Here is a 23,146-nt window from a genome sequence, read left to right as displayed (position 1 = left end):
CGTCATATTAGGCAGGCCGGAATGAGATGCACAGAGGGAGGAGCCCTCTCATGGCTCGCGGGAGCACGAAGGTCGCCGTGGTCGGCGCGGCCCTGTCCGACTGCGGTCGCGTGGACGACGCGACGGCGTACGCGCTGCACGCCCAGGCGGCCCGCCGGGCCCTCGCCGACGCGGGCCTGGACCGCACGGTGGTCGACGGTTTCGCCTCCGCCGGCCTCGGCACGCTGGCCCCGGTGGAGGTCGCCGAGTACCTGGGGCTGCGGCCCACCTGGGTCGACTCCACCTCGGTCGGCGGCTCGACCTGGGAGGTCATGGCGGCGCACGCGGCGGACGCGATAGCGGCGGGCCACGCGAACGCCGTCCTGCTGGTGTACGGCTCGACGGCCCGCGCGGACGTCAAGGCGGGCCGCCGCACGGGCACCCTGTCCTTCGGCGCCCGGGGCCCGCTCCAGTTCGAGGTGCCGTACGGCCACACGCTGATCGCCAAGTACGCGATGGCGGCCCGCCGGCACATGATCGAGTACGGGACGACGATCGAGCAGCTGGCCCAGGTGGCGGTCCAGGCGAGGGCGAACGCGGCCCTCAACCCGGAGGCGATGTTCCGCACCCCGGTCACCGTCGACGACGTCCTGTCCGGTCCGCTGATCGCCGACCCCTTCACCAAGCTGCACTGCTGTCCGCGCTCGGACGGCGGCGCGGCGGTCCTGCTGGCGTCCGAGGAGTACGTCCGGGACTGCCGTACGGCCCCGGTCTGGGTCCTCGGCACCGGCGAGCACGTCTCCCACGCCACCCTGTCCGAGTGGCAGGACTTCACGGTCTCCCCGGCGGCGGTGAGCGGCCGGCTGGCCTTCGCGCGGGCCGGGGTGAGCCCGGCGGACATCGACTTCGCGGAGATCTACGACGCCTTCACCTACATGACCCTCGTCACCCTGGAGGACCTGGGTTTCTGCGCCAAGGGCGAGGGCGGCGCGTTCGTGGGGGAGGGCCGGCTGCTGGTCCGGGGCGGTCAGCTGCCGGTCAACACGGACGGCGGCGGGCTGTCGGCCCAGCACCCGGGCATGCGGGGGCTGTTCCTGCTGGTGGAGGCGGTGCGGCAGCTGCGCGGGGAGGCCGGGGAGCGGCAAGTCCGGGGCCGGGACGGCGGCTTGCCCCGGCTGGGTGTGGCCTCCGGGACCGGGGGGTGGTTCTGCTCCTCGGGGACCGTGGTGCTGGGAAGGGAGTGAGGATACGGCCCTGCGCCGCCCGGTGACGCGAGCCGGCAAGGGTGATACTCGGCCCATGGCACAGCACGATCTTCACGAGCTGCTCCGGTCGCTGCGGGTCTGGGACGCCCAGGTGACCGAGCTGCGGCCCTTCGACCCGGACACCGCCCCGCCCACCCCGCTGGCCCTGTTCACGAACTGGTTCGCGGAGGCCGTCGCGGCGGGGCAGCCGGAGCCGCACACCATGTCGCTGGCGACCGCGGACGAGGAGGGCAGGCCGGACGTGCGGATCGTGATGCTGCACGGCGCCGACGCGGACGGCTGGGCCTTCGCCACGCACGCCACGAGCCGCAAGGGCCGCGCGCTGAGCGCCCGGCCGTACGCCGCCCTCGCCTTCTACTGGCCGGTGCTCGGCCGCCAGGTACGGGTGCGCGGGCCGGTGACGCCGGCGCCGGCCGAGGAGAGCCAGGCCGATCTGCACGCGCGGTCCACGGGCGCGCTGGCCGCCGCGCTGACCGGCCGGCAGAGCGAGGAGCTGTCCTCCGTGGAGGAGCTGCGGCGGGCCTCGGAGGCGGCCTGGGAGCGGGCCCGGGACAACCCCGGCGAGCCGTCGCCGACCTGGACCCTGTACCGGCTGCACCCGGAGACGGTGGAGTTCTTCCAGGGGGACGCGGAACGGCGGCACGTACGCCTGGAGTACCGCAGCACCGGGTTCGGCTGGAGCCGGGCGTTGTTGTGGCCGTGAGGCTCACCTTCCCGGCGCTTCCCGGAACACCGGGATTCCGTCCCGGAACGTCACCTCCAGCGGCATCCCGGCCCGCAGGCCGCCCTCCGGGCAGTCCACCAGTTCGGTCATCATCCGCGGGCCCTCGGCCAGGTCGACCACCGCGGCCAGGTAGGGGAGGCGGCCGCTGAACGGGGGCAGGTCGTTGTGGTGGACCGCGGACCACGTGTAGAGCGCGGCCCGGCCGCTCGCCTCCTCCCAGGTCACCTCCTCGCTCCAGCAGTACGGGCAGAACTCCCGGGGGTAGTGGTGGGCCCGGCCGCAGGCGCCGCAGCGGCGGATCAGCAGCCGGCCGCGTGCCGCCGCCTCCCAGTAGGGGCGGGTGAGGGCGTCGGTCTCCGGTACGTCGTGGCGCGGGCCGTCCATCAGAACCAGCCCAGCGCCGCGTCCAGCGACCACGTCTGCCAGGACATCCCGAAGAAGCCGACCAGGGAGATCAGGGCCATCATCGAGTTCTGGCCCTGTTCCGCCCAGTCGTGGATCATCAGGACGAAGTAGAGAAGGTTCAGGAGCAGGCCGCCCAGCAGGGCCACCGGGGTCAGGAAGCCGGCGATCAGGCCGAGGCCCAGGGCGAGTTCGGCGTAGGCGACCACGTACGCCATCAGCTTCGGGTGGGGTCGCACCACCGTGTCGAAGCCCGCCCGGACCGGGGCCCACCGGTGTCCGGCGGCCACGTCCGCCGCCCAGGCGATGCCGCTGCCCTGCTCGAACCAGGCCTTCTTGTCCTTGTGCCGCCAGCTCTCCAGCCACCACAGGCCGAGGCCGATGCGGAGCACCGCCAGCCACTGAGCGCCGTCCAGCCATAGAGCGTCCATGAATCTGACGGTACGTCAGATGTGTCGCGATGCCCACCCCGGTGCGGGCGCCCTCCTGCACGGGCGGGGCACCCTTCCCGTACAGCCGTGATCAATCCGCAACCAATTCCGGTCTTGACCGAGACCCATCAACCGGGTGGGTGATTACGCTCCCGCTCATGGCCGCCTCCCGTCCCTCCCCCGCTCCCCTCTCGCCGACCCCCGCCGACCGCCCGGTCTATGTGATCGGCGCCGGGCCCGGGGGTCTCGCCGCCGCGTACGCGCTGCGGGCGCGGGGCATACGGGCCGTGGTGCTGGAGAAGTCCGACCGGGTGGGCGCCTCCTGGCGCCGGCACTACGACCGGCTGCACCTGCACACCACCCGGGGGCTGTCCTCGCTGCCCGGGCTCACCATCCCCCGGAAGTTCGGCCGCTGGGTCTCCCGGGACGACGTGGTCCGCTATCTGGAGAAGTACGCCGAGCACCACGAGCTGGAGATCGTCACCGGGGTGGAGGTGCACCGCGTCGAGCGGAGCGGGGACGGCACCGGCTGGCTGCTGCACGCTTCCGGAGGCCGGGAGCTGACCGGCAGCGCGGTGATCGTCGCCACCGGCTTCAACCACACCCCGCGCATCCCCGGCTGGCCGGGCCGGGAGTCGTACGGCGGCGAGTTCCTGCACGCGGGCGAGTACCGCGATGCCGGGCCCTACCGGGGCCGTGACGTGCTCGTCGTCGGCATCGGCAACACGGGCGCGGAGATCGCCGTGGACCTGGTGGAGGGCGGGGCCGCCCGGGTACGGCTGGCGGTGCGCACGGCGCCGCACATCCTGCGCCGGTCGACGCTCGGCTGGGCCTCCCAGTACACGGGCGTGCTGGTCCGGCGGCTGCCGGTGTGGCTCGTGGACCGGCTCGCCGGGCCGGTGGGGCGGCTCAGCACCCCGGACCTGACCGCGCACGGGCTGCCGCGTCCGGACACCGGCCTGTACAGCAGGGTGAAGCAGGGCGCGATCCCGGTGCAGGACGTCGGCCTGATCGACGCCGTGCGCACGGGCAAGGTGGAGATCGTGGCCGCCGTGGAGGCGTTCGAGGACGGCAAGGTGGTCCTCGCCGACGGCAGCCGGATATCGCCCGACGCGGTGATCGCGGCGACCGGGTACGTGCGGGCGCTGGAGGGGCTGGTCGGGCATCTCGGGGTGCTGGACGGGCGGGGCAGACCGGTGGTGCACGGCGGCCGTACGCCCGCGCAGGCGCCCGGCCTGTACTTCACCGGGTTCACCAATCCCCTCAGCGGGATGCTCCGGGAGCTGGCGATCGACGCGGGGCGGATCGCGAAGGCGGTCGCGAAGAGGCTGAGGTAGCCGGGCGGTAACTTTGCCGTTCCGAACAGTTCCTGACGCACCGTCAGTTCAGTAACCTGACAGAGCGTCAGGTACTGGTGGCTGTCTCACAGGAGGCGGGCGGAACGATGCTCGGATCGACCCACGGCACCCTCACCACCGACTCCCGCCGGGCCCGGGTCATCGCCTGCGGCGACCAGCGGCCCGGACCCGCCGTCCACGACCGGGTGGCGGACCTCGATGTCAGCGGGCGCCCGCTCCACGCGGACGTACCGGACCTGAACCGGTTCTTCCGGCCCGAGTCGGTCGCCGTGATCGGCGCGTCGGACGCCGAGGGACGGCCGAACACCGGGATCACCCGGCAGCTGCTGGACTGGGCCGGGCGGGTCGGGGCCCGCGTGCACCCGGTGCACCCGACCCGGCCCTCCGTGTTCGGCCTGCCCTGCGCGGCCTCCGTCGCCGAGCTGCCCGAACAGGTCGACCTCGCCGTGCTGCTGGTCGCCGACCCGCTCCCGCTGATCGGGGAACTCGCCGAGGCGAAGGTGAAGTTCGCGGTCGCCTTCGCCTCCGGGTTCGCGGAGACCGGCCAGGCGGGCGCCGAGGCACAGCAACGGCTGGCCGAGGCGGTACGGCGCTCGGGCCTCAGGCTGCTCGGCCCGAACACCAACCTCAACGCCTTCGAACGCTTCCGCGACGACCTGACCGGGCCGGCCATCGCGCTGATCACCCAGTCCGGGCACCAGGGCCGGCCCGTCTTCGCCCTCCAGGAACTCGGCATCCGGCTCTCGCACTGGGCGCCCACCGGCAACGAGGCCGACCTGGAGACCGCCGACTTCCTCTCCTGGTTCGCCGAGCAGCCCGAGGTCGGCGCCATCGCCGCTTACGTCGAAGGGCTCAAGGACGGCCGCGCCTTCCTGCTGGCCGCCGACCGCGCCGCCCGCCGCAAGGTCCCGGTCGTCGCCGTGAAGGTGGGCCGCACCGAGGCCGGCGCCCGGACGGCCGCCTCGCACACCGGCAAGCTCACCGGGGCCGACGACGTGGTGGACGCGGCCATGCGGCAGTACGGCGTGATCCGCGTCGACGCCCTGGACGAACTCCAGGACACCGCCGCCCTGCTGGCGCGGGCGCGAACGCCCCGGGCCGACGGCGTGGCCATCTATTCCATCTCCGGCGGCACGGGCGCGCACGTCGCCGACCTGGCCGCCGGGGCGGGGCTCCGGCTGCCGAGGCTGTCGCCGGAGAAGCAGGCCGAGCTGCACCAGTGGATACCGGAGTATCTGAGCGTGGCCAACCCGGTGGACAACGGCGGCCACCCGGTCGGCGACCGGCGCGGCCGGAAGATCATCGACGCGCTGCTCGCCGACCCGGCGGTGGGCGTCCTGATCTGCCCGGTCACGGGCCCGTTCCCGCCGCTGAGCGACAGGCTCGTCCAGGACCTGGTCGAGGCGGCCGAGGAGACGGACAAACTGGTGTGCGTGGTGTGGGGCTCACCGGCCGGCACCGAGCCGGCGTACCGGGACGTCCTGCTCGGCTCCTCCCGCGTGGCCACCTTCCGCACGGTCGGCAACTGCCTGACCGCCGTGCGCGCCTGGCTCGGCCACCACCGCTTCGTGACCGACTACCGCTCCCCCTTCGACACGGCCCCGCGCACCCCGTCCCCCTCCTTCCGCAAGGCCGAGGCCCTGATGCAGCCCGGCCGGCAGCTCAGCGAGCACGCGGCCAAGCAGCTGCTGCGGGCGTACGGCGTCCGGGTGCCGCGGGAGCAGCTGGTGACCAGCGCGGCGGCGGCCGTACGGGCGGCCAGGCAGGTGGGCTACCCGGTGGTGATGAAGGCGTCCGGCGCGCAGATCGCCCACAAGACCGAACTCGGCCTGGTGAAGATCGGCCTGACCTCGGCGAGCCAGGTCCGCGACGCCTACCGGGAGCTGACCGACATCGCCCGCTACGAGGGCGTCGGGCTGGACGGCGTCCTGGTGTGCCAGATGGTCGAGCAGGGCGTGGAGATGGTGGCCGGGATCACCCACGACGAGCTGTTCGGGCCGACGGTGACGGTCGGGCTCGGCGGCATCCTGGTCGAGGTGCTGCACGACACGGCCGTCCGCGTCCCGCCCTTCGGCGAGGACCAGGCCCGCGCCATGCTCACCGAGCTGCGCGGCCGGGCCCTGCTGGACGGCGTGCGGGGCCGCCCGCCGGCCGACGTGGACGCGCTGGTGGAGGTCGTCCTGCGGGTCCAGCGCATGGCCCTGGAACTCGGCTCGCACATCGCCGAGCTGGACATCAACCCGCTGATGGTGCTGCCCCGGGGCCAGGGCGCGGTGGCGCTGGACGCGCTGGTGGTGTGCCGGTGAACGAGCCCGTACGGCACGAGGTCCGCGACCGGGTCGCCCACCTCACCCTGAACCGCCCCGAGACCCTGAACGCCCTCACCCCCGCCATGCGGGACCGCCTCATCGACCTGCTGGAGGAGGCGTCGGCGTCCCCGGCCGTCCGAGCGGTGGTCCTCACAGGCACCGGCCGGGGCTTCTGCGCGGGAGCGGACCTGCGGGGCGGGGGCGGCTCGGGCGACCGGATCACCGGTGATGTGGCCCGGGTTCTGCGCCGGGGCGCGCAGCGCCTGATCTCCGCTGTACTGGACTGTGAGAAGCCGGTCCTGGCCGCCGTGAACGGCACGGCGGCCGGACTGGGCGCGCACCTGGCGTTCGCCTGTGACCTGGTCCTGGCCGCCGGATCGGCCCGCTTCATCGAGGTGTTCGCCCGCCGCGGCCTGGTCCCCGACGGCGGCGGCGCCTATCTCCTCCCCCGTCTGATCGGCCCGCACCGCGCGAAGGAGCTGATGTTCTTCGCCGACGCGCTCCCGGCCCCTCAGGCGGAACGCCTGGGCCTGGTCAACCGGGTCGTGCCGGACGCGGACCTGGAGAAGACGGCCGGCACCTGGGCATCCCGGCTGGCCTCCGCCCCGACCAGAGCGCTGGCCCTCACCAAGCACCTGGTGAACGCCTCCCTGGACACCGACCGCGCCACCGCCTTCGCCGCGGAGGCCTGGGCCCAGGAACTCAACATGACGACGGAGGACGCCCGGGAGGGCCTACGGGCGTTCGCCGAGCGCAGGAGTCCGGAGTTCCGGGGGCGCTGACACCCCTCTCCGGCCCTTCCTATCTGACGATCCGTCAGCTTCAATGGAGGGGTGATGGGACACGCAGGAGCGGCGGCGTTCGCCGTCCGGTATCTGGGGGGCAGGCCCGTGGAGGCCATGCCACGGCCCGAGTTGCGGTGCGTGCGGGACGGTGAGCCGGCGCCGGTGGGGCAGGCGGAGTTCCGGCGGGTGCTGGGGAGCTTCGCCAGTGGGGTCGCCGTGATCACCGCGCCCGGGACCCAGGGTGAGCCGGGGCCCGCCGGGTTCGCCTGCCAGTCCTTCTCCTCCCTCTCCCTGGAACCACCCCTCGTCTGCTTCATGGTGGGCCGTACGTCCACGACCTGGCCGCGCATCGCCCGCGCCGGCGTCTTCTGCGTCAACGTGCTCAGCGCCGGCCAGGACGAGCTGTGCCGGGCCTTCGCGGTGAGCGGCGCCGACAAGTTCGCCGGAGTGGCGTACGACCCGGCGCCCGTCTCCGGGTCGCCGCGGCTCGCCGGTGCCGCCGCCTGGATCGACTGCGCCGTCCACGCCGTGCACACCGGGGGCGACCACCTCATCGTCGTGGGACGGGTGGCCGCCCTCGACGCGGACGGCACGGCGGAGCCGCTGCTCTTCCACCGGGGGCGGTTCGCGCGGCTCCGCGGGGACCGGCCCGGCCGGCCGGCGCGGGGCCGGCCGGCACAGGGCAGGTCGACGTGACCCAAGGACAGGTCACCGATCAGGCCGCGGGCCTCAGCACTCCGAACGGCGTTCGCGCGGGTCGAAGTCGGCCCACAGCACCTCGGAGTCGTGGATCTCGTCGGTCGGCTTCATACCCAGCGCCCTCGCGATGCCGGCCGATGCTCCGTGGCCGGGATGCACATGGGCCACGCACCCGGAAATCCCCTGGGTCCGCAGCCACGCGGCCATGACGGACGCCCCTTCCTTGCCGTAGCCGGCCCCCTGGAAGGCATGGCCGACGACCCACGCCAGCTCCGCTTCGACGCGGTCCGGGCAGGGCCTGTAGAGCGTTGCCTGCACTGTTCCGACCAGCTGCCCGCCGGCCCTCTCCCGAAGCATCCAATTCAGCCAACCCTGCCGCCCGTCGGGCGAGTGGCCGGCCACCTGCCTCCGATAGCGCTGCTCCAGTTCCTCACGGCTGGGCGGAGCACCACCGATCCACTCGTGCAAACGCTGATCGTTGAGGATTTCCACCGCCTCTTCAGCATGCTCAATCGTCAATGGTTCCAACTGCAAACGCTCACCCTGGAGCGAAGCGGCGATCGGCCAGGAATTTTTTTCGGGCATGGAGCCATCCTAGCTTCGGTTGGCAACAATGCATGGTCGGCCACTTGTGAACTCGGCCATTTTGCGGCCCTCTAGAGGAAACGGTTTTGCGCTGTTAGCTTCATTCATCGTCGTACGAGCAAGAAAAAAATGGGCGTGATGCCCGAATAAAAGGAGACAAGAGCATGGCGAACGAAACCGAAGTCACCACCGAAGCGACCACCGAATCCACCACCAACCCGGACCTTCTGCTCGACGCCGAGCTGGACGCGGCGGCGCTGGAAGCCGCGCTCCCCACGCTCGCCGACAAGCTCGGGCAGCTGTCCGCGGAACTCACCGTCGACGAGCGCGCCGTGCTCAGCTCCATCGTGACCTCGGCCAGCATGCACCTTCGTGAGCTGCAGAAGGGCAACGAGGAGGCGCTGTTCATCTTCGCGAAGCCGATTTCGGCCGCCGCCACGCCGGAGATCCGCATGGGTCTGATCGACCTTCCCGGACAGCTGGGATTCTCCGGGGAGTAAGCACTCGCCGGCGGGCGGGCGCTCGCCGTAAGCACTGTCAGTAAGTACAGGGGAAGGTCAGGGGATCGAAATATGGCGTCTGCGGAAGAAGCTTCGGCATTGGCACAGCGGTTGTCTCAGCTGTCGACGGATCTGACCGCCGCAGAACGGGAGAACCTGAAATTCCTCCTGAGCATGGCCGCTGGCGGTGTGCTCAGCGGCCATGCTGAAAAAATATCGGAAGAAATGCGGGAGACCGCCCTCGGCGCGACACAGCAATCACTGCCGAAGCTCCTTGCGGGGGCGCGGGAGAAATTCCCTACCGGGGTCGTGTTCTACGGCCGTGCACCTTTCCTGTCCGACGAGGACCTCGCCGCACTGGACCGGGAATCACGCGCCTGCCGCCCCATCGCCGAGCGCTTCCTCGACCACTACGTGGCCTCCAGCGCCTCCGTGGCCAGAGAGATCTCCATCTCTCAGCCCATCCGCGCATTCCTCAACGAGAACGTCGGTCCCGTCGCACCGACGCGCAGGGCGAACTACCTGTACTACGACGAGCCCGGACTCGGAATCGATCCGCACGTCGACAAGGACGAGTTCTCCCTGAACATCCTCACCATGCTCGAACACCGGGCGAGCAGCGAGCAACGGTCCGAACTCATCCTTCATCCGCCGGGTCAGGAAGCGATGCACTTCCATCTGCGGGCGGGGGAGTCCCTGGTCTTCTTCGCGGACAGTGTCACGCACCAGCGCACCAGGACCGTCGCGGACGAGGCGATCCGCCTGGTGTCCTTCGGCTACCGCACCCTTGGGGGAACACATGAGTGACACGTCGACCATGGGACGACGCCTCGCCGGTCTGCACGAGCGGCTCTCGCCCGCTGAGCAGGCGAATCTGAAGCTGATCCTGGGCCTGTCCGCCGGCCGCCTGGTGGCCGCGACCGGGGTCGAGGCGGCACCGGGCCGCGAGGCGGTGACCGACGCGCTGGAGATGCTCTGCCCCTACGACGTACCGGACCCGCGCGGAGTGCAGTACCGGGGACGCCCCGACTTCCTCACCGACGAACTGCTGGCGTCCCTGACCCAGGAGTCGGAGGAGGTCGGCAAGACCGCGCTGCCCTACGACGAGCACTACCTCGGCTACGGCGGCCCCATCGCCAGCAGCCTGGCGACCAGCCGGGAACTGGCCGACCTGGTGGCCTCGGTCGTACCGAAGGCGGAGGCGACCGGTGTGGCGAGCTATCTCTACTACCGCGACGCCGGCCAGGGCATCATCCCGCACATCGACACCGACATCTTCTCCCTGAACGTGCTGATGATGCTCGCGCACGACATTCCCGAGGGGACGCCGGAGCCCTCGGCGCTGCACATGCACTACGCGGACGGCAGCAAGGAGCGGTTCCAGCTGGAGCCCGGCGAGGTCGTCATCTTCCTGGCCGGCACACAGGCGCACAGCCGCACGCCGATCCGCCAGGACGAGCGGGTCTCCATCCTCACGTTCGGATTCATGCCCGAGGGCGCACCGCTGGAGAACTACAAGCGATGACCGTCGCCCTCGGAATCCACTGCGGACACGAGTCTTCCTGCGCCGTTGTCCGGGACGGCGTCCTGCTGGCCGCGATCCAGCAGGAGCGGGTCACCCGGCGCAAGTACGACGGTCAGGAGGCGCTGACCAACAGGCTCCCGGTCCGGGAGGTGCTGACCGCGGCCGGCCTGACACTGGAAGACGTCGACGTCATCGTCAGCTCCTTCCAGGCCGCGGGCCCTTCCGGTGTGGGCCTGCAGCGACCCCTGGTGTCGTCCTCCTTCGATCTCTTCGATCCGTTCGACGAACGCCACCAGGTGGTGTCCCACCACCTGGCGCACGCGGCGTCCGCGGTGTACGCGTCGGGCCTGCGGGAAGCGGCCGTGCTGGTCTCGGACAGCGCGGGCACGTCGTCGCGGGACGGCGCGGACTTCCACGTGCCGTTCGCGGAGTTCTTCCGCACGTACTACAGCGACGTGGCGCCCTCGCGGATCTTCACCGAGATGCGTTCCACGTACGCGTTCCGGCAGGGCCGGTTCGAGCTGCTGGAACGGGCGTACAGCGAACCGCACAACCAGCCGGACGTCTTCGTGCAGAGCGAGGCGAGTCTCTACGACAACGTCGCCAGGTTCCTCTTCCGCAAGGAACACGCCCACGGCCAGCTGATGGCACTGGCCGCGCTGCCCTTCGACGGGCCCGCCCGGCTGGTCGCCGACGACATCGTCACCCCGGGCCCCCGGCCACGGCTGCGCAACGGCTGGCAGATCCTGGAAGCGTCCGCCGATGTCGCAGAGAGCGCCGACATCGCGCACGCGGTGCAGGAGGCGTTCAACCGCCTCATCGTCAGCCATGCCGCACACGCCGTCGAACTGAGCGGAATACCGGACCTGTGCTGCGCGGGCGGAGTCTTCCTGAACCTTTCGGGGAACACCGCCATCGGCGCGCTGCCGCAGGTACGGGACCTGTACGTGCCGTCGTGTCCGCACGACGCGGGCATCTCCGTCGGCGCCGCCTACCTCGGTTGGGCGCGCACCTCCCGGACGCTGCCCGCGGTGTCCGAGAAGGTCACGTCCGATTTCCTGGGGCGCCCGGCCGAACGGATCACGCCGCAGGAGGCGGAGCACCAGGGATACGCCGTCCGCGCTGTCCCCGCGACGGCGGACCTGAGCCGGCGAACCGCTGAAGTGCTGCTGGACGGGGCGATCGTGGTCCGCTACGCGGGCCGGGCCGAATTCGGTCCGCGGGCGCTCGGGAACAGGTCGATCCTGTGCCACCCGGTCGCCTGCGACGGCGCCCAGTCCAAGCTGAACCGGATCAAGAAGAGGCAGCCGTGGCGACCGGTCGCCCCGATGGTGCGCGCGGAGGACCTGGAGACCTACTTCATCGGACCCGGTGAAGCGCCGTTCATGAACTACGACTTCGAGGTGCGCGAGGAATACCGTGGCGTGCTGAAGGAGATCGTGCACGCCGACGGATCGGCGCGGGCGCAGACGGTGACGGCCGACGACAACCCCGCGATCCACCGCATCCTCACGCACATCGCCGAGATGGGGCAGATCCCCGTCCTGGTCAACACCTCCTTCAACGGGCCCGCCCAGCCGATCATCGAGTCCGCGCCGGACGCGCTGGCTTTCTCCCGCCATCCGGATATCGGGTTCCTGCTCACCGAGGACGGTCTGTACGCGTCTCCCACACCGCGGAAGATCCCCGTCCGCCGCGCGGACGCGACGGTGATGGCGGTCTTCGGGACGGGCGACAGCGCCCGGTACGTACTGAGCAACGCAGGGGCCCAGGTCCCGGTCGGCCGGGACCTGTTCGTGTCCCTGCTGGAGCAGGACTCCGTGCTGACCGACAGCACGGCCGCCGACGTCGCAGAGTGCCTGCGCGTCGGTGTACTGGCGAAAGCCTGAGCACTCGAACGCCCGAGAACGGAACACCGAGAAGAGCCCGGGAACGGATGACAACCTCCACCGCACCACTGAGGAAGAACGACTCGCTGGCGGTATCGCTGCCGGTGGCGAACTTTCTCTCGTTCTTCGCCATCGCCGCTGTCGAGTTCTCGGTGCCGTTCGTGGCCGTGGACGCTCTCGGCGCCAACTCGACGATCGTCGCCCTGCTCGGCATCTGCCGCTTCGCTCCACAGGTGCTGCTGGCCGGTCCGACGGCCCGACTGGTCGAACGGTTCGACCAGCGGGCCGTGATGATCGGCTCCGAGCTGCTGCGGGTGGTCGCCTTCGCACTCGCGGCGCTCGGCCTGGCCTTCGCGCCCGGCGTGGGGATCGTCATCTTCTGCCTGGCGAACATCTCCCTGGCCTGCGGCTCCATCCTGACCGCGGTCTCGACCCAGGTACTGATCCCGCAGGCCTTCGCCGACGAGGCCCTGCCGAAGATCTACTCACGCCTCGGCATGGCAGAGTCGTCCGCCGACGCGGTAGCACCTTTCGTGTCCGGCATCGGCCTGGCCGCCCTCGGCCTGGCACCCACGTTCGGCTCGGCCGCGGCGCTGGCCCTGGCCGCGTGCGCGCTGCTGGTGCGGATCCCGCGCGTACGCGTACCGAGCAGCGACGCGTCCGACGAGAAGGCCGGGGAACCGGGAACTCCGCCCGCGGAGCCGGAGGAGGCCGCTGCCGCCCCCGCCAGGAAGAGCACGCTGCGCGACGGCCTGGCCGTCAACTTCCGCACGCCGGCGCTGCGCACGGTCACCGTCTGGTCCCTGTCGTACAACTTCGGGCAGTGCGTCATCGAGGCCGTGCTCCTGATCACGCTGCTGCGGACGACGCCACTGTCCGCAGCGACGTTCGGCGTCATCCGCAGCTGTGCGGTGCTCTTCGCCGTGCTCGGCGCCTATATGGCCGACCGGCTTCCGCGAGCGCTCCGCAGCGGATGGGGAACCTCGCTGTTCGGGTGCGGCGCGATCGGCGCCTACACGGTCATCGGGCTCGGAGCGTACCTGGGCGGCACCGGTGGACTGGTGCTGGTACTCGCGGGATTCGTCATGGACGAGTTCTGCTCGGGTGTCGTCCTGGTCAGAGTCCAGACGTTCCGCGCCCGGGCCATCACCGACCGGGAACGGCCCATGGCCACAGCCTCCTATCGCGCCGCGAACCTGACGGCGGTACCCGCGGGACTCGCGGTCGGCGGCGTCGCCGGCGTGCTGATGAGTCCAGCCACCCTGATGCTCACCATCGGGCTCGTCATGGTGGCGCCCGCAGCCCTGATCTGGTCCCGTTCCGTCCGGGAATCCGAGCCCGCCACGGCCTGACCGCAGCACCCCGGGGTGGGCGCCGTCGCAGGACCGGGGAAGCGCTGGAGGGGCGGGCCGGGCGCGGCGCCCGCCTCAGGGTACGGCGGGGGTCGGCGCGGCCGGTGTGGTGCGCCGGATGACCAGCGCCATCAGGGCCGCCGCCGCGCACAGTGTGCCGGAGGCGTACCAGACGACGTCGTAGGACCCGAAGACGTCCCGGGCGACTCCGCCGAGGTAGGCGACGACGGCCGCGCCGACCTGGTGGGCGGCGAGCACCCAGCCGAAGACGATGGCGCTGTCCTCGCCGAACTGCTCGCGGCACAGGGCCAGGGTGGGCGGGACGGTGGCGACCCAGTCGAGGCCGTAGAAGACGATGAAGAAGAGCATCGGCGGGTGGACGGCGGGGCCCAGCAGCATCGGCAGGAACAGCAGGGACAGGCCGCGCAGGGCGTAGTAGACGGCGAGCAGGCGGCGCGGTGCGAAGCGGTCGGTGAACCAGCCGGAGGCGATCGTGCCGACGACGTCGAACACGCCGATCACCGCGAGCAGCGAGGCCGCCGTCGTCACGGGCATGCCGTGGTCGTGCTCGGCGGGCACGAAGTGCGTCTGGACCAGCCCGTTGGTGGAGGCACCGCAGATCGCGAAGGTGCCGGCGAGCAGCCAGAACGTGCCGGTGCGGACGGAGGAGGACAGGACGCCGAGCGTGCGGCGGGCGGCGCCGGTGACGGGCGGCGGCTTGGGCACGAACTCCCGCGCCCCGTACGGTGCCACGCCCACGTCGGCCGGGTGGTCGCGCAGCAGGAGCCAGACGAAGGGGACGACGGCGGACGCGGCCAGGGCGACCGTGACCGCGGCGGGCCGCCAGTCGTGGCGCTCGACGATCCAGGACAGCAGCGGCAGGAAGACCAGCTGGCCGGAGGCGGAGGCGGCGGTGAGGATGCCGGTGACCAGACCGCGCCGCTCGGTGAACCACCGGTTGGTCACCGTCGCCGCGAAGGCCAGCGCCATGGAGCCGGTGCCGAGCCCCACCAGCAGGCCCCAGCACAGCAGCAGCTGCCAGGCCGCCGTCATCCACACGGTCAGGCCGGAGCCGAGCGCGATCACGGTGAGCGCGGCGGCGACGACCCGGCGGATGCCGAAGCGGTCCATCAGCGCGGCGGCGAAGGGCGCGGTGAGGCCGTAGAGCGCGAGGTTGACGGAGACGGCGGCGCCGATCGTGCCGCGCGACCAGCCGAACTCCTGGTGCAGCGGGTCGATGAGCAGGCCGGGCAGGGATCGGAAGGCCGCCGCGCCGGTGATGGTGACGAACGTGACGGCGGCGACGAACCAGGCACGGTGCACACGGCCGCGCCGGGCGGGCGGGACCTGGACGGGGGCGACGGCTGGGGTTGTCTGAGTCACGTCGTCCACCCTCCCGTGCGCATGCTCCTGCATCGAGTGGCCCGATGGACAGCCTTCGCTATGATCGGGCCATGACGAGCGCAGCAGCAGGGGAATTCCGGCCGCACCGGGTCGCCGTCCTCGCCCTGGACGGCCTGCTGCCCTTCGAGCTGGGCATCCCGCACCGGATCTTCGGCTATCCCCGGGACGCCCGGGGCAGGCCCCTGTACGAGGTCGTGACCTGCTCGACCCGGCCGCCCGGCCCGGTCGAGACCGACGCCGACTTCGCCGTGCACGTAGCGCACGGCCCACAGACGCTGGCGACGGCCGACACGGTGATCGTCCCGGCGTCCTACGAACGCGGCCCGCTCTACGACGAGGGCCGGCTCACCGACGAGCTGGCCGCCGCCCTCGCGCGCATCCGCCCCGGCACCCGGCTGGCCTCCATCTGCACCGGCGTCTACGTCCTCGCCGCCGCCGGCCGCCTCGACGGACGCCCGGCGACCACGCACTGGGCCGACGCCGAGCGCTTCCAGCGGATGTTCCCGAAGATCAAGGTGGACGCGGACGTGCTGTTCATCGACGACGGGGACGTGCTGACCTCGGCCGGGGTCGCCGCCGGGATCGACCTGTGCCTGCACATGGTCCGCCGCGACTTCGGCACGGCCGTCGCCAACGACGTGGCCCGCCGCACGGTCGTACCGCCCCACCGCGACGGCGGCCAGGCCCAGTACATCCACCGCCCGGTCCCCGATCCCCAGGTCGCCACGACGACCGCCGCCCGCGCCTGGGCCCTGGGCCGGCTGCACGAGCCGATCCAGCTGCGGGACCTGGCCGAACAGGAGGCCATGTCGGTACGCACCTTCACCCGCCGCTTCCGCGAGGAGGTCGGCGTCAGCCCCGGCCAGTGGCTCACCCGGCAGCGCGTGGAGCGCGCCCGGCACCTGCTGGAGTCCACGGATCTGTCGATGGACCAGGTGGCCCGGGAGTCGGGCTTCAACACGGCCCAGTCGATGCGCCAGCATCTACAGGCCGCCCTCGGGGTCACGCCCACCGCCTACCGGCGCGCCTTCCGCACCGGCGGCGGCGCCGAGCGGCAGGACGGTGTCGGCACCCGGCGCTGACCGGCCGGCCCGTCTCTCGCCCCACGAGCCGACCGCCGTCAGCAGCAGGGTGAGGGGCACCCCGGCCAGGATCGCCGTGGAGGGCGCGGTGCGCGGCAGCAGGGCGCCGGCGAGCGAGCCCGTCGCCGCGTAACCGGCGCCCACGGCCGCGTACATGACCGAGTAGCCGGCGGCCAGGGCTTCCGGCGGGAGCACCTCGCGCAGGGACAGGTCCCGGGTGAGCACCGCGCCGGACCGGAGCAGCCCGGCCTCGGCCGGCGCCGGCCCCTTTTCCCGGGCCTGTGGACAACTTCCCCCGAGGGCGCCTGAGGGGGACTCAGAACGTCAGCACCGCCCGTGCCACCCGGCCCGCCTCCGCCTCCGCCCGGGCCTTCTCGAAGTCCTCCACCGGGTACACCTCCGTCACCAACTCGTCCAGCATCAGCCGTCCTCGGCGGTACAGCTCGGCGTACAGCGCGATGTCCCGCTGGGGGCGCGAGGAGCCGTACCGGCAGCCGAGGATCGACTTGTCCAGGTACAGGGAGGAGACCAGGAAGGACGCCTCGGCCGTGGCCGGGGGCACGCCGAGCAGGATCGCCTGGCCGCCCCGGTCGAGCAGGTCGACTGCCTGGCGGATCAGCTCCACCCGGCCCACGCACTCGAAGACGTGGTCGGCCCCCGTCGGCAGCAGGTCCCGCACGCCGTCCGCCGAGGTCAGGAAGTCGGTGGCGCCGAACTGCCGGGCCACGGCCTCCTTGGCGGGACTGGCGTCCACGGCCACGACGGCGAGGGCGCCGGCGAGCCGCGCGCCCTGGATGACGTTCAGCCCGATCCCGCCCGTGCCGATCACGACCACGCTGTCCCCCTGCTCCACCCGGGCCCGGTTCAGGACCGCGCCGACCCCGGTGAGCACCCCGCACCCGATCAGCGCGGCGGAGGACAGCGGGATGTCCCGGGGGATGCGCACGGCCTGCACGGCCTTGACGACCGTGCGTTCCGCGAAGGCCGAGTTGGCGGCGAACTGGTGCACCGGGTCACCGCCCCGCGTGAACGGCTTCGCCGGGCGCCCGATCGCCTGCCGGCACATGGTGGGCCGTCCCCGGTCGCATTCCGCGCACGTCCCGCAGTTGGCGAGCGTGGACAGGGCCACGTGGTCACCGGGCGCGACATGGGTGACGCCCGTACCCACCGCCTCCACGACACCGGCGCCTTCATGGCCCAGCACCACCGGTACCGGGAACGGGATGGTGCCGTCCACCACCGACAGATCGCTGTGGCACAGCCCGGCCGCCGCGATGGCGACCAGCACCTCGCCGGGGCCGGGTTCCCGCACCGTCAGATCGCCGACGACCCGGACCTGCCTGCCGTCGAACACCACACCCCGCATCACACGGCCCCCTTCGGCTCACCCGGCAGACCGAGCACGCGCTCGGCGATGATCGTGCGCTGGATCTGGTCGGAACCGCCGTAGATGGTGTCGGCCCGGGAGAACAGGAACAGGTGCTGGTCCGCGTCGAGCGCGTACGGCGAGACGGGCGACCAGTCCGCGGGACCAACGGCCGCCGCCGCGCCCCTGACCTCGACGGCCAGCTCGCCCAGCCGCTGGTGCCAGTTCGCCCACAGCAGCTTGGCCACGCTGGACGCGCCCGGGTCGGCGGTACCGCCGAGGGTGCGCAGGGCGTTCCAGCGCATGGCGCGCAGCTCGGCCCACTGGCGGACGAGCCGGCCGCGCAGCACCGGATCGCGTACGGCCCCGGTCTCCACGGCGGTCGCGACGACCCCCGCCAGCTCCTGGGCGAAGCCGATCTGCTGGGCCAGGGTGGACACCCCGCGCTCGAACCCGAGCAGGCTCATCGCCACCCGCCAGCCCTGCCCCTCTCCCCCGACGACGTGCTCCACGCGCGCGCGTGCCCCGTCGAAGAAGACCTCGTTGAAGTCGCTCGTGCCGGTCAGCTGCCGGATGGGGCGGACCTCGACGCGGCCGGGCTGGTCCATGGGCACGAGCAGGAAGCTGAGGCCCTGGTGACGGCGGGCGTCCGGGTCGGTCCGGGCCAGCACGAAACACCAGTCGGCCTCCTGGGCGAGCGAGGTCCAGATCTTCTGCCCGCTGATCCGGTACGACGTCCCGTCCCGCACGGCCGCCGTGCGCACCCCGGCGAGGTCGGAGCCGGCACCGGGTTCGCTGTATCCCTGACACCACAGTTCCTCACCGGCGGCGACCGGCGGCAGGAAGCGGCTCTTCTGCTCCTCGTCGCCGTGGGCGAGGAGGGTGGGGGCGAGCAGGTTCTCCCCGATGTGCCCGGAGCGTGGGGGCGCGGCCGAGCGGGCGTACTCCTCGGCCCAGACGACCTGTTGGGTGAGGGGCACGGTCCGGTTGCCGTACCCCCCTTCGGCCCAACCGAGCCCGATCCAGCCGGCGGCACCGAGGGTCCTCTCCCAGGCGCGCCTTCCCACGGGGCCCTTGGCATGCTCACCCAGCCAGGACCGCACCTCGGCACGGAACGCCTCGTCCTCTTCGCCGAACCCGAACTCCATGTCCACCACCTCTGATCGGTGACCGGCGCCGGTGCCGGCCCCGGGGGCCGGTCCGCTCACCCGCGCCGGCGGGGTGCCGCCGCGCCCGGAGGGGCGCGGGGCCGCGTCGATATGCGGCTCAGCCGCGCGGGCGCGAGGAACCACGACGCACCGCAGTCGCCGAACCATCACGCCCGCCGGGCTATGAGGCGTTCGGTCGGCCCCCAGCCCGCGCCGCCTCCTCCAGCGCCGAAAGCTCGGCGAGCATCGGCATCGGATCCACCCCCACCGACCCCGGCAGGACCTCGGCGATCCGCTCCGGCGTCCAGCGGGGCCCCTCGGCGTAAACGGAGCGGAGTTCCCTCGGCTGCGCCCACACCGCGATCTTCGCCCCGGCGACCGTGTACACCTGCCCGGTGACGCCCTGCGCGGCAGCCCGCTCGGACAGCAGGTACACGACCAGCGCGGCCACATCCTCCGGCTCGCCGATCTCCGCCAGCCGCATCGGCACGTTCGCCGACATCCGCGTACGCGCCACCGGCGCCACCGCGTTCGCGGTCACCCCGTACTTGTGCAGGCCGAGCGCGGCGCTGCGCACGAGGGAGATGATCCCGCCCTTGGCCGCGCTGTAGTTGGCCTGCGCGACGGAGCCCTGGTGGTTGCCGCTGGTGAAGCCGATGAGGGTGCCGGAGCGCTGCCGGCGCATGACGGCGGAGGCTGCCCGGAACACGGTGAACGTGCCCTTCAGGTGGGTGGCGACGACCGGGTCCCACTCGTCCTCGGTCATGTTGAACAGCATCCGCTCGCGCAGGATGCCGGCCACGCACACGACCCCGTCGACCCGGCCGTACGTCCGCACCGCCGTGTCCACGACCCGCTGTCCGCCGGCCATGGTGGAGATGTCGTCGGCGACCGCGACGGCCTCGCCGCCCGCCGCCTCGATCTCCTTGACGACGGCCTCGGCGACCTCGCTGGTGGGCGAGGCGCCGTCCACGGCCACGCCGTAGTCGTTGACGACGACCTTCGCTCCCTCGGCCGCCGCCGCGAGCGCGACCGCCCGTCCGATCCCGCGCCCGGCACCCGTCACGGCGATGACCTTGCCGGCCAAGAAGTTCCCCACGCCCGGCCCCTTCCCGCAATTTCTGACGGTTCGTTAGATTGACGGTCCGTTAGATTCTATGGCCCGCCGGCCGCGCGGGCACAAGCCCCGGGGAGGCACCGGATGGCACTGCCGGAGGAGTTCCACACGATCGCGGGGCGCGTGAACAACTGGGGGCGCTGGGGCGCCGACGACGAGATCGGCACCCTGAACCTGATCACGGACGACGTCGTGCGCGAGGCCGCCCGCGAGGTGCGCACCGGGCGCCGCGTCCCGCTCGCCCTCCCCCTTGGGCAGGACGGCGTGCAGACGGGGGTGATCCCGGGCCGGGTCAACCCGCTGCACGCGATGGTGCAGCTGAACCAGGAGCTGTTCGGGCCGGGCACGGTGGCGTGCAGCGACGACGCGGTGACCATGGGGCTCCAGGCCGGCACCCACTGGGACGCGCTGACCCATGTCTCGCACTCCGGGAAGCTCTACAACGGCCGCCCCGCGCACACGGTCACCGCGCACGGCGGCGCCGAGTTCAGCGGGATCGACAAGGTGCCGCACCTCGTCTCGCGCGGGGTGCTGCTGGACGTGGCCCGCGCGCGGGGCGTGGACCGGCTGGGGGGCGGTCATGCGGTCACGCCGGAAGACCTGGAGGCGGCCGAGGAGTTGGCCGGTACGCGCGTGCGTGCCGGTGACATCGTGCTCGTACGGACGGGGCAGGTGCGGGTGTATCTGGCCGGGGACAAGCACGGGTACGGCTATCCGTCACCGGGGCTCTCGGTGCGGTGCCCGGAGTGGTTCCACGCACGCGATGTGGCGGCTGTCGCCAACGACACCCTCACGTTCGAGATCTTCCCGCCCGAGATCGAGGACCTGTGGCTGCCCGTGCACGCGCTGCACCTGGTGGAGATGGGGATGCTCCAGGGCCAGAACTGGAATCTCGAAGAGTTGTCCACAGCCTGTGGAGAAACGGGCCGGTACACGTTCCTGCTGTCGGCGATGCCCGAGCCGTTCGTGGGCGCGACGGGGACACCGGTGGCCCCGGTGGCGATCCTGTGAACGACGGCGACACGACGGCCGAGGGACGAGCGCGGCACGACGGCCGTACGGCCACGGCGCGACCGCGGTCGGCGGCGCGTGCCTCCCCCCACCGTCACACGCACGCGCCGCCGTCCGACGCGATCCGCACTCGGCGAGGACCGCCGTCATCGGGGCCCTCGCCGCCCCCTCGCGGCGGATCGACGCACCCCAGCCTGATCAGGCGCCCAGGGAACGTCAACGCCGGTACGGACCTGTGTTGCGGCAGCCCCGCTCACAGCACCCGCGCAGGGGCGCACCCCCGGCGCACCACCGCTCCGGGCCGCTACACCGCTTCGAAGGCGAGGCCCTCGTACGCGGGCAGTCCGCCCCTGTACGCCATCGCCGCGCTCTCCCGGGGCTGTGAACAGCGGTCCAGTTCGCACCAGATGCTCTTGCCGGCGTCCTCGGGACTCCAGCCCCAGCGGTCGGCGAGACAGTCCACGAGGGCCAGACCCCGGCCGCCGGTGGCGTCGTCGCCGGCGCAGCGGGGCACGGGCGCGCACGAGCTGCGGTCGGTCACCTCGACCCGCACCGTGGCCGACGCGCACTTCTCGGCCGCCGGACCCGGCAGACACAGCCGCAGCACGGCGGGCCGGCCGGTGTGCACCACGGCATTGGTCACCAGCTCGGAGACGAGCAGGATCAGGGTCTCGGCCAGCGGCTCGTCGGCCGCTATCCCCGATCCGGCGAGCCGCGAGCGAGCCCACCTCCTGGCGCGCCCCACCTCCGCGGGGTCGGGCCGGATCTCCAGCTGCACTTGAAGCACCTGCACCGCTCACACCATCCGAACCGGCGGATACATGACCCCACGCCAACCGCGCTCCGCGGTCTCAGCCGCGGCGGCGATCACGAGGGCCACGATCCTAGCCATTTTCTGCATGGCCAGAACAACGGCCAGAGCAAGGGTCACGGACCGTGACTCCCTTGCGAGACAGCATGGTTGACGTACAGTCACCCGAACAAGCGCTTCGGGCATATTCCCGCGCGAAGGAGTACGCGTAGGGCATACTGTGCGACGCTCGTGCCGGGGAGTCGAACAGACGGGGACAACGGGCCTGACCGCCCCGCGAGCTGCGGCGCGCACCGCGCGGCCCGGCACCGCCCCAGGGGCATCGCCGGCCCGGCTCGTACGCGCAGCCACTCGCATCTCACACAAGGTACCCGAGCGGACAGCCGACTCCGGGACGTGACGAGTCCCGCGAAGGACACAACCCGGTATCAACGCTCCGTGACGCCGACACGCCACGATCCGCGACACCGTGGGCCACGACGGCCCGGGTACGGCGGCCCGGGACGCCACCGGCGGTTCAGCCCGCCAGCACGGCGGCGAGCAGTTCCTCACTCTCGGCGCTCCCTCCGGCGCGCCGGGCCCGCACCCACGCCCGTTTCAGGTGCAGATGCACGTCGGCCTCCCAGGTGAACCCCATGCCGCCGTGCACCTGGAGGCAGTCGCGGGCCCCCTGGACGGCGGCGTCGTCGGCGAGCAGCCGGGCGGCGGCGATGTCGGCGGGGTCGGCCGTGACGGCGGCGGCGTAGACGGCGGCGCGTGCGGTCTCGGCCCGCACCAGCAGGTCCGCGCACAGATGCTGGACGGCCTGGAAGGCGCCGACGGGCCGCCCGAACTGCTTTCGCGTCCGGGCGTGTTGCACGGCCAGTTCGCACACTCGTCCGGCGGTGCCCAGCTGCTCGGCGGCGGTGAGGAGCACGGCGACGGGATCCGGGGGCGCGGAAGCGGGCACCCGGTGCAGCGGAGTGAGCGGGTCAACCGACCGCAGCGGTACGGCACCGGAGGCGTCCCCGTGGACGACGTCCGCCGCGTCCAGCCACTCCACCAGCTCGCCGTCGACGGCCGCCACGACCGTCTCCCCGCGCGCCGCGCCGGGCACGCCGCCGGCCGCGAGATGCGTGGCCACCAGCGGGCCGGGCAGCAGGGCCCGCCCGGCCTCCTCGAACGCCAGCACGGCCTCGGGCAGCCCCAGTCCGACCCCGCCGTCCGCCTCGGATAGCCGCAGGGCGAAGAACCCGGCGTCCCCGAGGGCCCGCCACAGCGCCCGGTCGAGCCGGCCCGGCGCGGCGACGGCCGCGCGCAGCGCCTCCCGCGCGAAACGGCGTTCCAGCAGGTTCCGCACACCCGCCCGCAAGGCCCGCTGGTCATCGGTGAGCCGGAAACGCACCGGACCTCCCCTCCGCGCGG

General features: G+C 72.3%; 22 protein-coding genes and 1 pseudogene. 13 read left to right on the top strand and 10 right to left on the bottom strand.

Annotation, left to right across the window (positions count from 1 at the left end; all coding sequences use genetic code 11):
- Positions 1–50: 50 nt before the first annotated feature.
- Entirely contained in the window at positions 51–1,223 is a 1,173-nt protein-coding gene (locus tag AB0L21_RS02980) for an acetyl-CoA acetyltransferase (protein ID WP_365781863.1), read from the top strand.
- Positions 1,224–1,278: 55 nt separating this feature from the next.
- Positions 1,279–1,947: a pyridoxal 5'-phosphate synthase gene (locus AB0L21_RS02975; protein WP_365781862.1), complete on the top strand. Its 669-nt coding sequence runs from the start codon at positions 1,279–1,281 to the stop codon at positions 1,945–1,947.
- Positions 1,948–1,950: 3 nt separating this feature from the next.
- Here the strand turns inward: AB0L21_RS02975 and AB0L21_RS02970 are convergent, their stop codons facing one another.
- Positions 1,951–2,352 (bottom strand): Zn-ribbon domain-containing OB-fold protein, encoded by a 402-nt coding sequence (locus AB0L21_RS02970; RefSeq protein ID WP_365781860.1) that lies wholly within the window; start codon positions 2,350–2,352, stop codon positions 1,951–1,953.
- Positions 2,352–2,801, bottom strand: a complete 450-nt coding sequence (locus AB0L21_RS02965; protein ID WP_365781858.1) for a DoxX family protein — start codon at positions 2,799–2,801, stop codon at positions 2,352–2,354. The genes AB0L21_RS02970 and AB0L21_RS02965 overlap by 1 nt, the downstream gene beginning before the upstream one ends.
- 158 nt (positions 2,802–2,959) lie before the next feature.
- Here AB0L21_RS02965 and AB0L21_RS02960 point away from each other — a divergent pair, with 158 nt between their 5' ends.
- The 4 genes from AB0L21_RS02960 to AB0L21_RS02945 all read left to right on the top strand — a co-directional run bounded on the left by AB0L21_RS02960 (position 2,960) and on the right by AB0L21_RS02945 (position 7,949).
- Complete coding sequence (locus tag AB0L21_RS02960; protein WP_365781856.1) at positions 2,960–4,138, top strand: NAD(P)/FAD-dependent oxidoreductase; 1,179 nt, start codon at positions 2,960–2,962, stop codon at positions 4,136–4,138.
- 107 nt (positions 4,139–4,245) lie between these two features.
- On the top strand, positions 4,246–6,465 hold the full coding sequence (locus tag AB0L21_RS02955) for an acetate--CoA ligase family protein (protein WP_365781854.1): 2,220 nt from the start codon (positions 4,246–4,248) through the stop codon (positions 6,463–6,465).
- Positions 6,456–7,250, top strand: a complete 795-nt coding sequence (locus AB0L21_RS02950; protein ID WP_365781852.1) for an enoyl-CoA hydratase-related protein — start codon at positions 6,456–6,458, stop codon at positions 7,248–7,250. Before AB0L21_RS02955 ends, AB0L21_RS02950 begins: the two co-directional genes overlap by 10 nt.
- 54 nt (positions 7,251–7,304) lie before the next feature.
- Positions 7,305–7,949, top strand: coding sequence for a flavin reductase family protein (locus AB0L21_RS02945; RefSeq protein WP_365781850.1), 645 nt, complete (start codon positions 7,305–7,307; stop codon positions 7,947–7,949).
- Between the two features lie 33 nt (positions 7,950–7,982).
- Here the strand turns inward: AB0L21_RS02945 and AB0L21_RS02940 are convergent, their stop codons facing one another.
- On the bottom strand, positions 7,983–8,537 hold the full coding sequence (locus AB0L21_RS02940; protein ID WP_365781848.1) for a GNAT family N-acetyltransferase: 555 nt from the start codon (positions 8,535–8,537) through the stop codon (positions 7,983–7,985).
- A 164-nt stretch (positions 8,538–8,701) separates the two neighbouring features.
- Between AB0L21_RS02940 and AB0L21_RS02935 the strand changes: the two genes are divergently transcribed.
- The 5 genes from AB0L21_RS02935 (at position 8,702) to AB0L21_RS02915 (ending at position 13,803) form a co-directional block, all read left to right on the top strand.
- Positions 8,702–9,037, top strand: coding sequence for a hypothetical protein (locus tag AB0L21_RS02935; RefSeq protein WP_365702328.1), 336 nt, complete (start codon positions 8,702–8,704; stop codon positions 9,035–9,037).
- Positions 9,038–9,109: 72 nt separating this feature from the next.
- Positions 9,110–9,844 carry a hypothetical protein gene (locus AB0L21_RS02930; protein ID WP_365702326.1) on the top strand — a complete coding sequence of 245 codons (735 nt, stop codon included), beginning with the start codon at positions 9,110–9,112 and terminating at the stop codon, positions 9,842–9,844.
- Positions 9,837–10,562, top strand: coding sequence for a hypothetical protein (locus tag AB0L21_RS02925; RefSeq protein WP_365702325.1), 726 nt, complete (start codon positions 9,837–9,839; stop codon positions 10,560–10,562). The genes AB0L21_RS02930 and AB0L21_RS02925 overlap by 8 nt, the downstream gene beginning before the upstream one ends.
- On the top strand, positions 10,559–12,451 hold the full coding sequence (locus AB0L21_RS02920) for a carbamoyltransferase C-terminal domain-containing protein (RefSeq protein ID WP_365702323.1): 1,893 nt from the start codon (positions 10,559–10,561) through the stop codon (positions 12,449–12,451). The genes AB0L21_RS02925 and AB0L21_RS02920 overlap by 4 nt, the downstream gene beginning before the upstream one ends.
- A 47-nt stretch (positions 12,452–12,498) precedes the next feature.
- Positions 12,499–13,803 (top strand): MFS transporter, encoded by a 1,305-nt coding sequence (locus AB0L21_RS02915; RefSeq protein WP_365781846.1) that lies wholly within the window; start codon positions 12,499–12,501, stop codon positions 13,801–13,803.
- A 75-nt stretch (positions 13,804–13,878) separates the two neighbouring features.
- Here the strand turns inward: AB0L21_RS02915 and AB0L21_RS02910 are convergent, their stop codons facing one another.
- Positions 13,879–15,186, bottom strand: coding sequence for an MFS transporter (locus AB0L21_RS02910; RefSeq protein WP_365702319.1), 1,308 nt, complete (start codon positions 15,184–15,186; stop codon positions 13,879–13,881).
- A 71-nt stretch (positions 15,187–15,257) separates the two neighbouring features.
- Here AB0L21_RS02910 and AB0L21_RS02905 point away from each other — a divergent pair, with 71 nt between their 5' ends.
- Entirely contained in the window at positions 15,258–16,289 is a 1,032-nt protein-coding gene (locus AB0L21_RS02905) for a helix-turn-helix domain-containing protein (protein ID WP_365781844.1), read from the top strand.
- Here AB0L21_RS02905 and AB0L21_RS02900 read toward each other — a convergent pair.
- The 4 genes and pseudogenes from AB0L21_RS02900 to AB0L21_RS02885 all read right to left on the bottom strand — a co-directional run.
- Positions 16,191–16,535 (bottom strand): annotated as a pseudogene (locus AB0L21_RS02900) (MFS transporter); the annotation flags it as partial. The gene AB0L21_RS02905 and the pseudogene AB0L21_RS02900 sit on opposite strands and share 99 nt — an antisense overlap.
- A 70-nt stretch (positions 16,536–16,605) precedes the next feature.
- Positions 16,606–17,655 carry a Zn-dependent alcohol dehydrogenase gene (locus tag AB0L21_RS02895; protein ID WP_365781842.1) on the bottom strand — a complete coding sequence of 350 codons (1,050 nt, stop codon included), beginning with the start codon at positions 17,653–17,655 and terminating at the stop codon, positions 16,606–16,608.
- Positions 17,655–18,803, bottom strand: coding sequence for an acyl-CoA dehydrogenase family protein (locus tag AB0L21_RS02890; protein WP_365781840.1), 1,149 nt, complete (start codon positions 18,801–18,803; stop codon positions 17,655–17,657). Before AB0L21_RS02890 ends, AB0L21_RS02895 begins: the two co-directional genes overlap by 1 nt.
- A gap of 181 nt (positions 18,804–18,984) precedes the next feature.
- Entirely contained in the window at positions 18,985–19,902 is a 918-nt protein-coding gene (locus tag AB0L21_RS02885; protein WP_365702311.1) for an SDR family NAD(P)-dependent oxidoreductase, read from the bottom strand.
- A gap of 102 nt (positions 19,903–20,004) precedes the next feature.
- On the opposite strand from AB0L21_RS02885, the gene AB0L21_RS02880 reads away from it, so the two are divergent.
- The gene (locus AB0L21_RS02880; RefSeq protein WP_365781838.1) at positions 20,005–20,931 is read left to right on the top strand and encodes a cyclase family protein; all 927 of its coding nucleotides are present in this window, start codon (positions 20,005–20,007) and stop codon (positions 20,929–20,931) included.
- 304 nt (positions 20,932–21,235) lie between these two features.
- Here the strand turns inward: AB0L21_RS02880 and AB0L21_RS02875 are convergent, their stop codons facing one another.
- Positions 21,236–21,709 (bottom strand): ATP-binding protein, encoded by a 474-nt coding sequence (locus tag AB0L21_RS02875; protein ID WP_365702572.1) that lies wholly within the window; start codon positions 21,707–21,709, stop codon positions 21,236–21,238.
- Positions 21,710–22,259: 550 nt separating this feature from the next.
- Positions 22,260–23,126, bottom strand: a complete 867-nt coding sequence (locus tag AB0L21_RS02870) for an acyl-CoA dehydrogenase family protein (protein WP_365702307.1) — start codon at positions 23,124–23,126, stop codon at positions 22,260–22,262.
- Positions 23,127–23,146: the final 20 nt, after the last annotated feature.

It is taken from the genome of Streptomyces sp. NPDC052721, from assembly GCF_040678315.1.
Taxonomy (GTDB): Bacteria; Actinomycetota; Actinomycetes; order Streptomycetales; family Streptomycetaceae; genus Streptomyces.
Note: the sequence above shows the minus strand (reverse complement) of the source record. Positions and strands in the feature narration are given on the sequence as shown.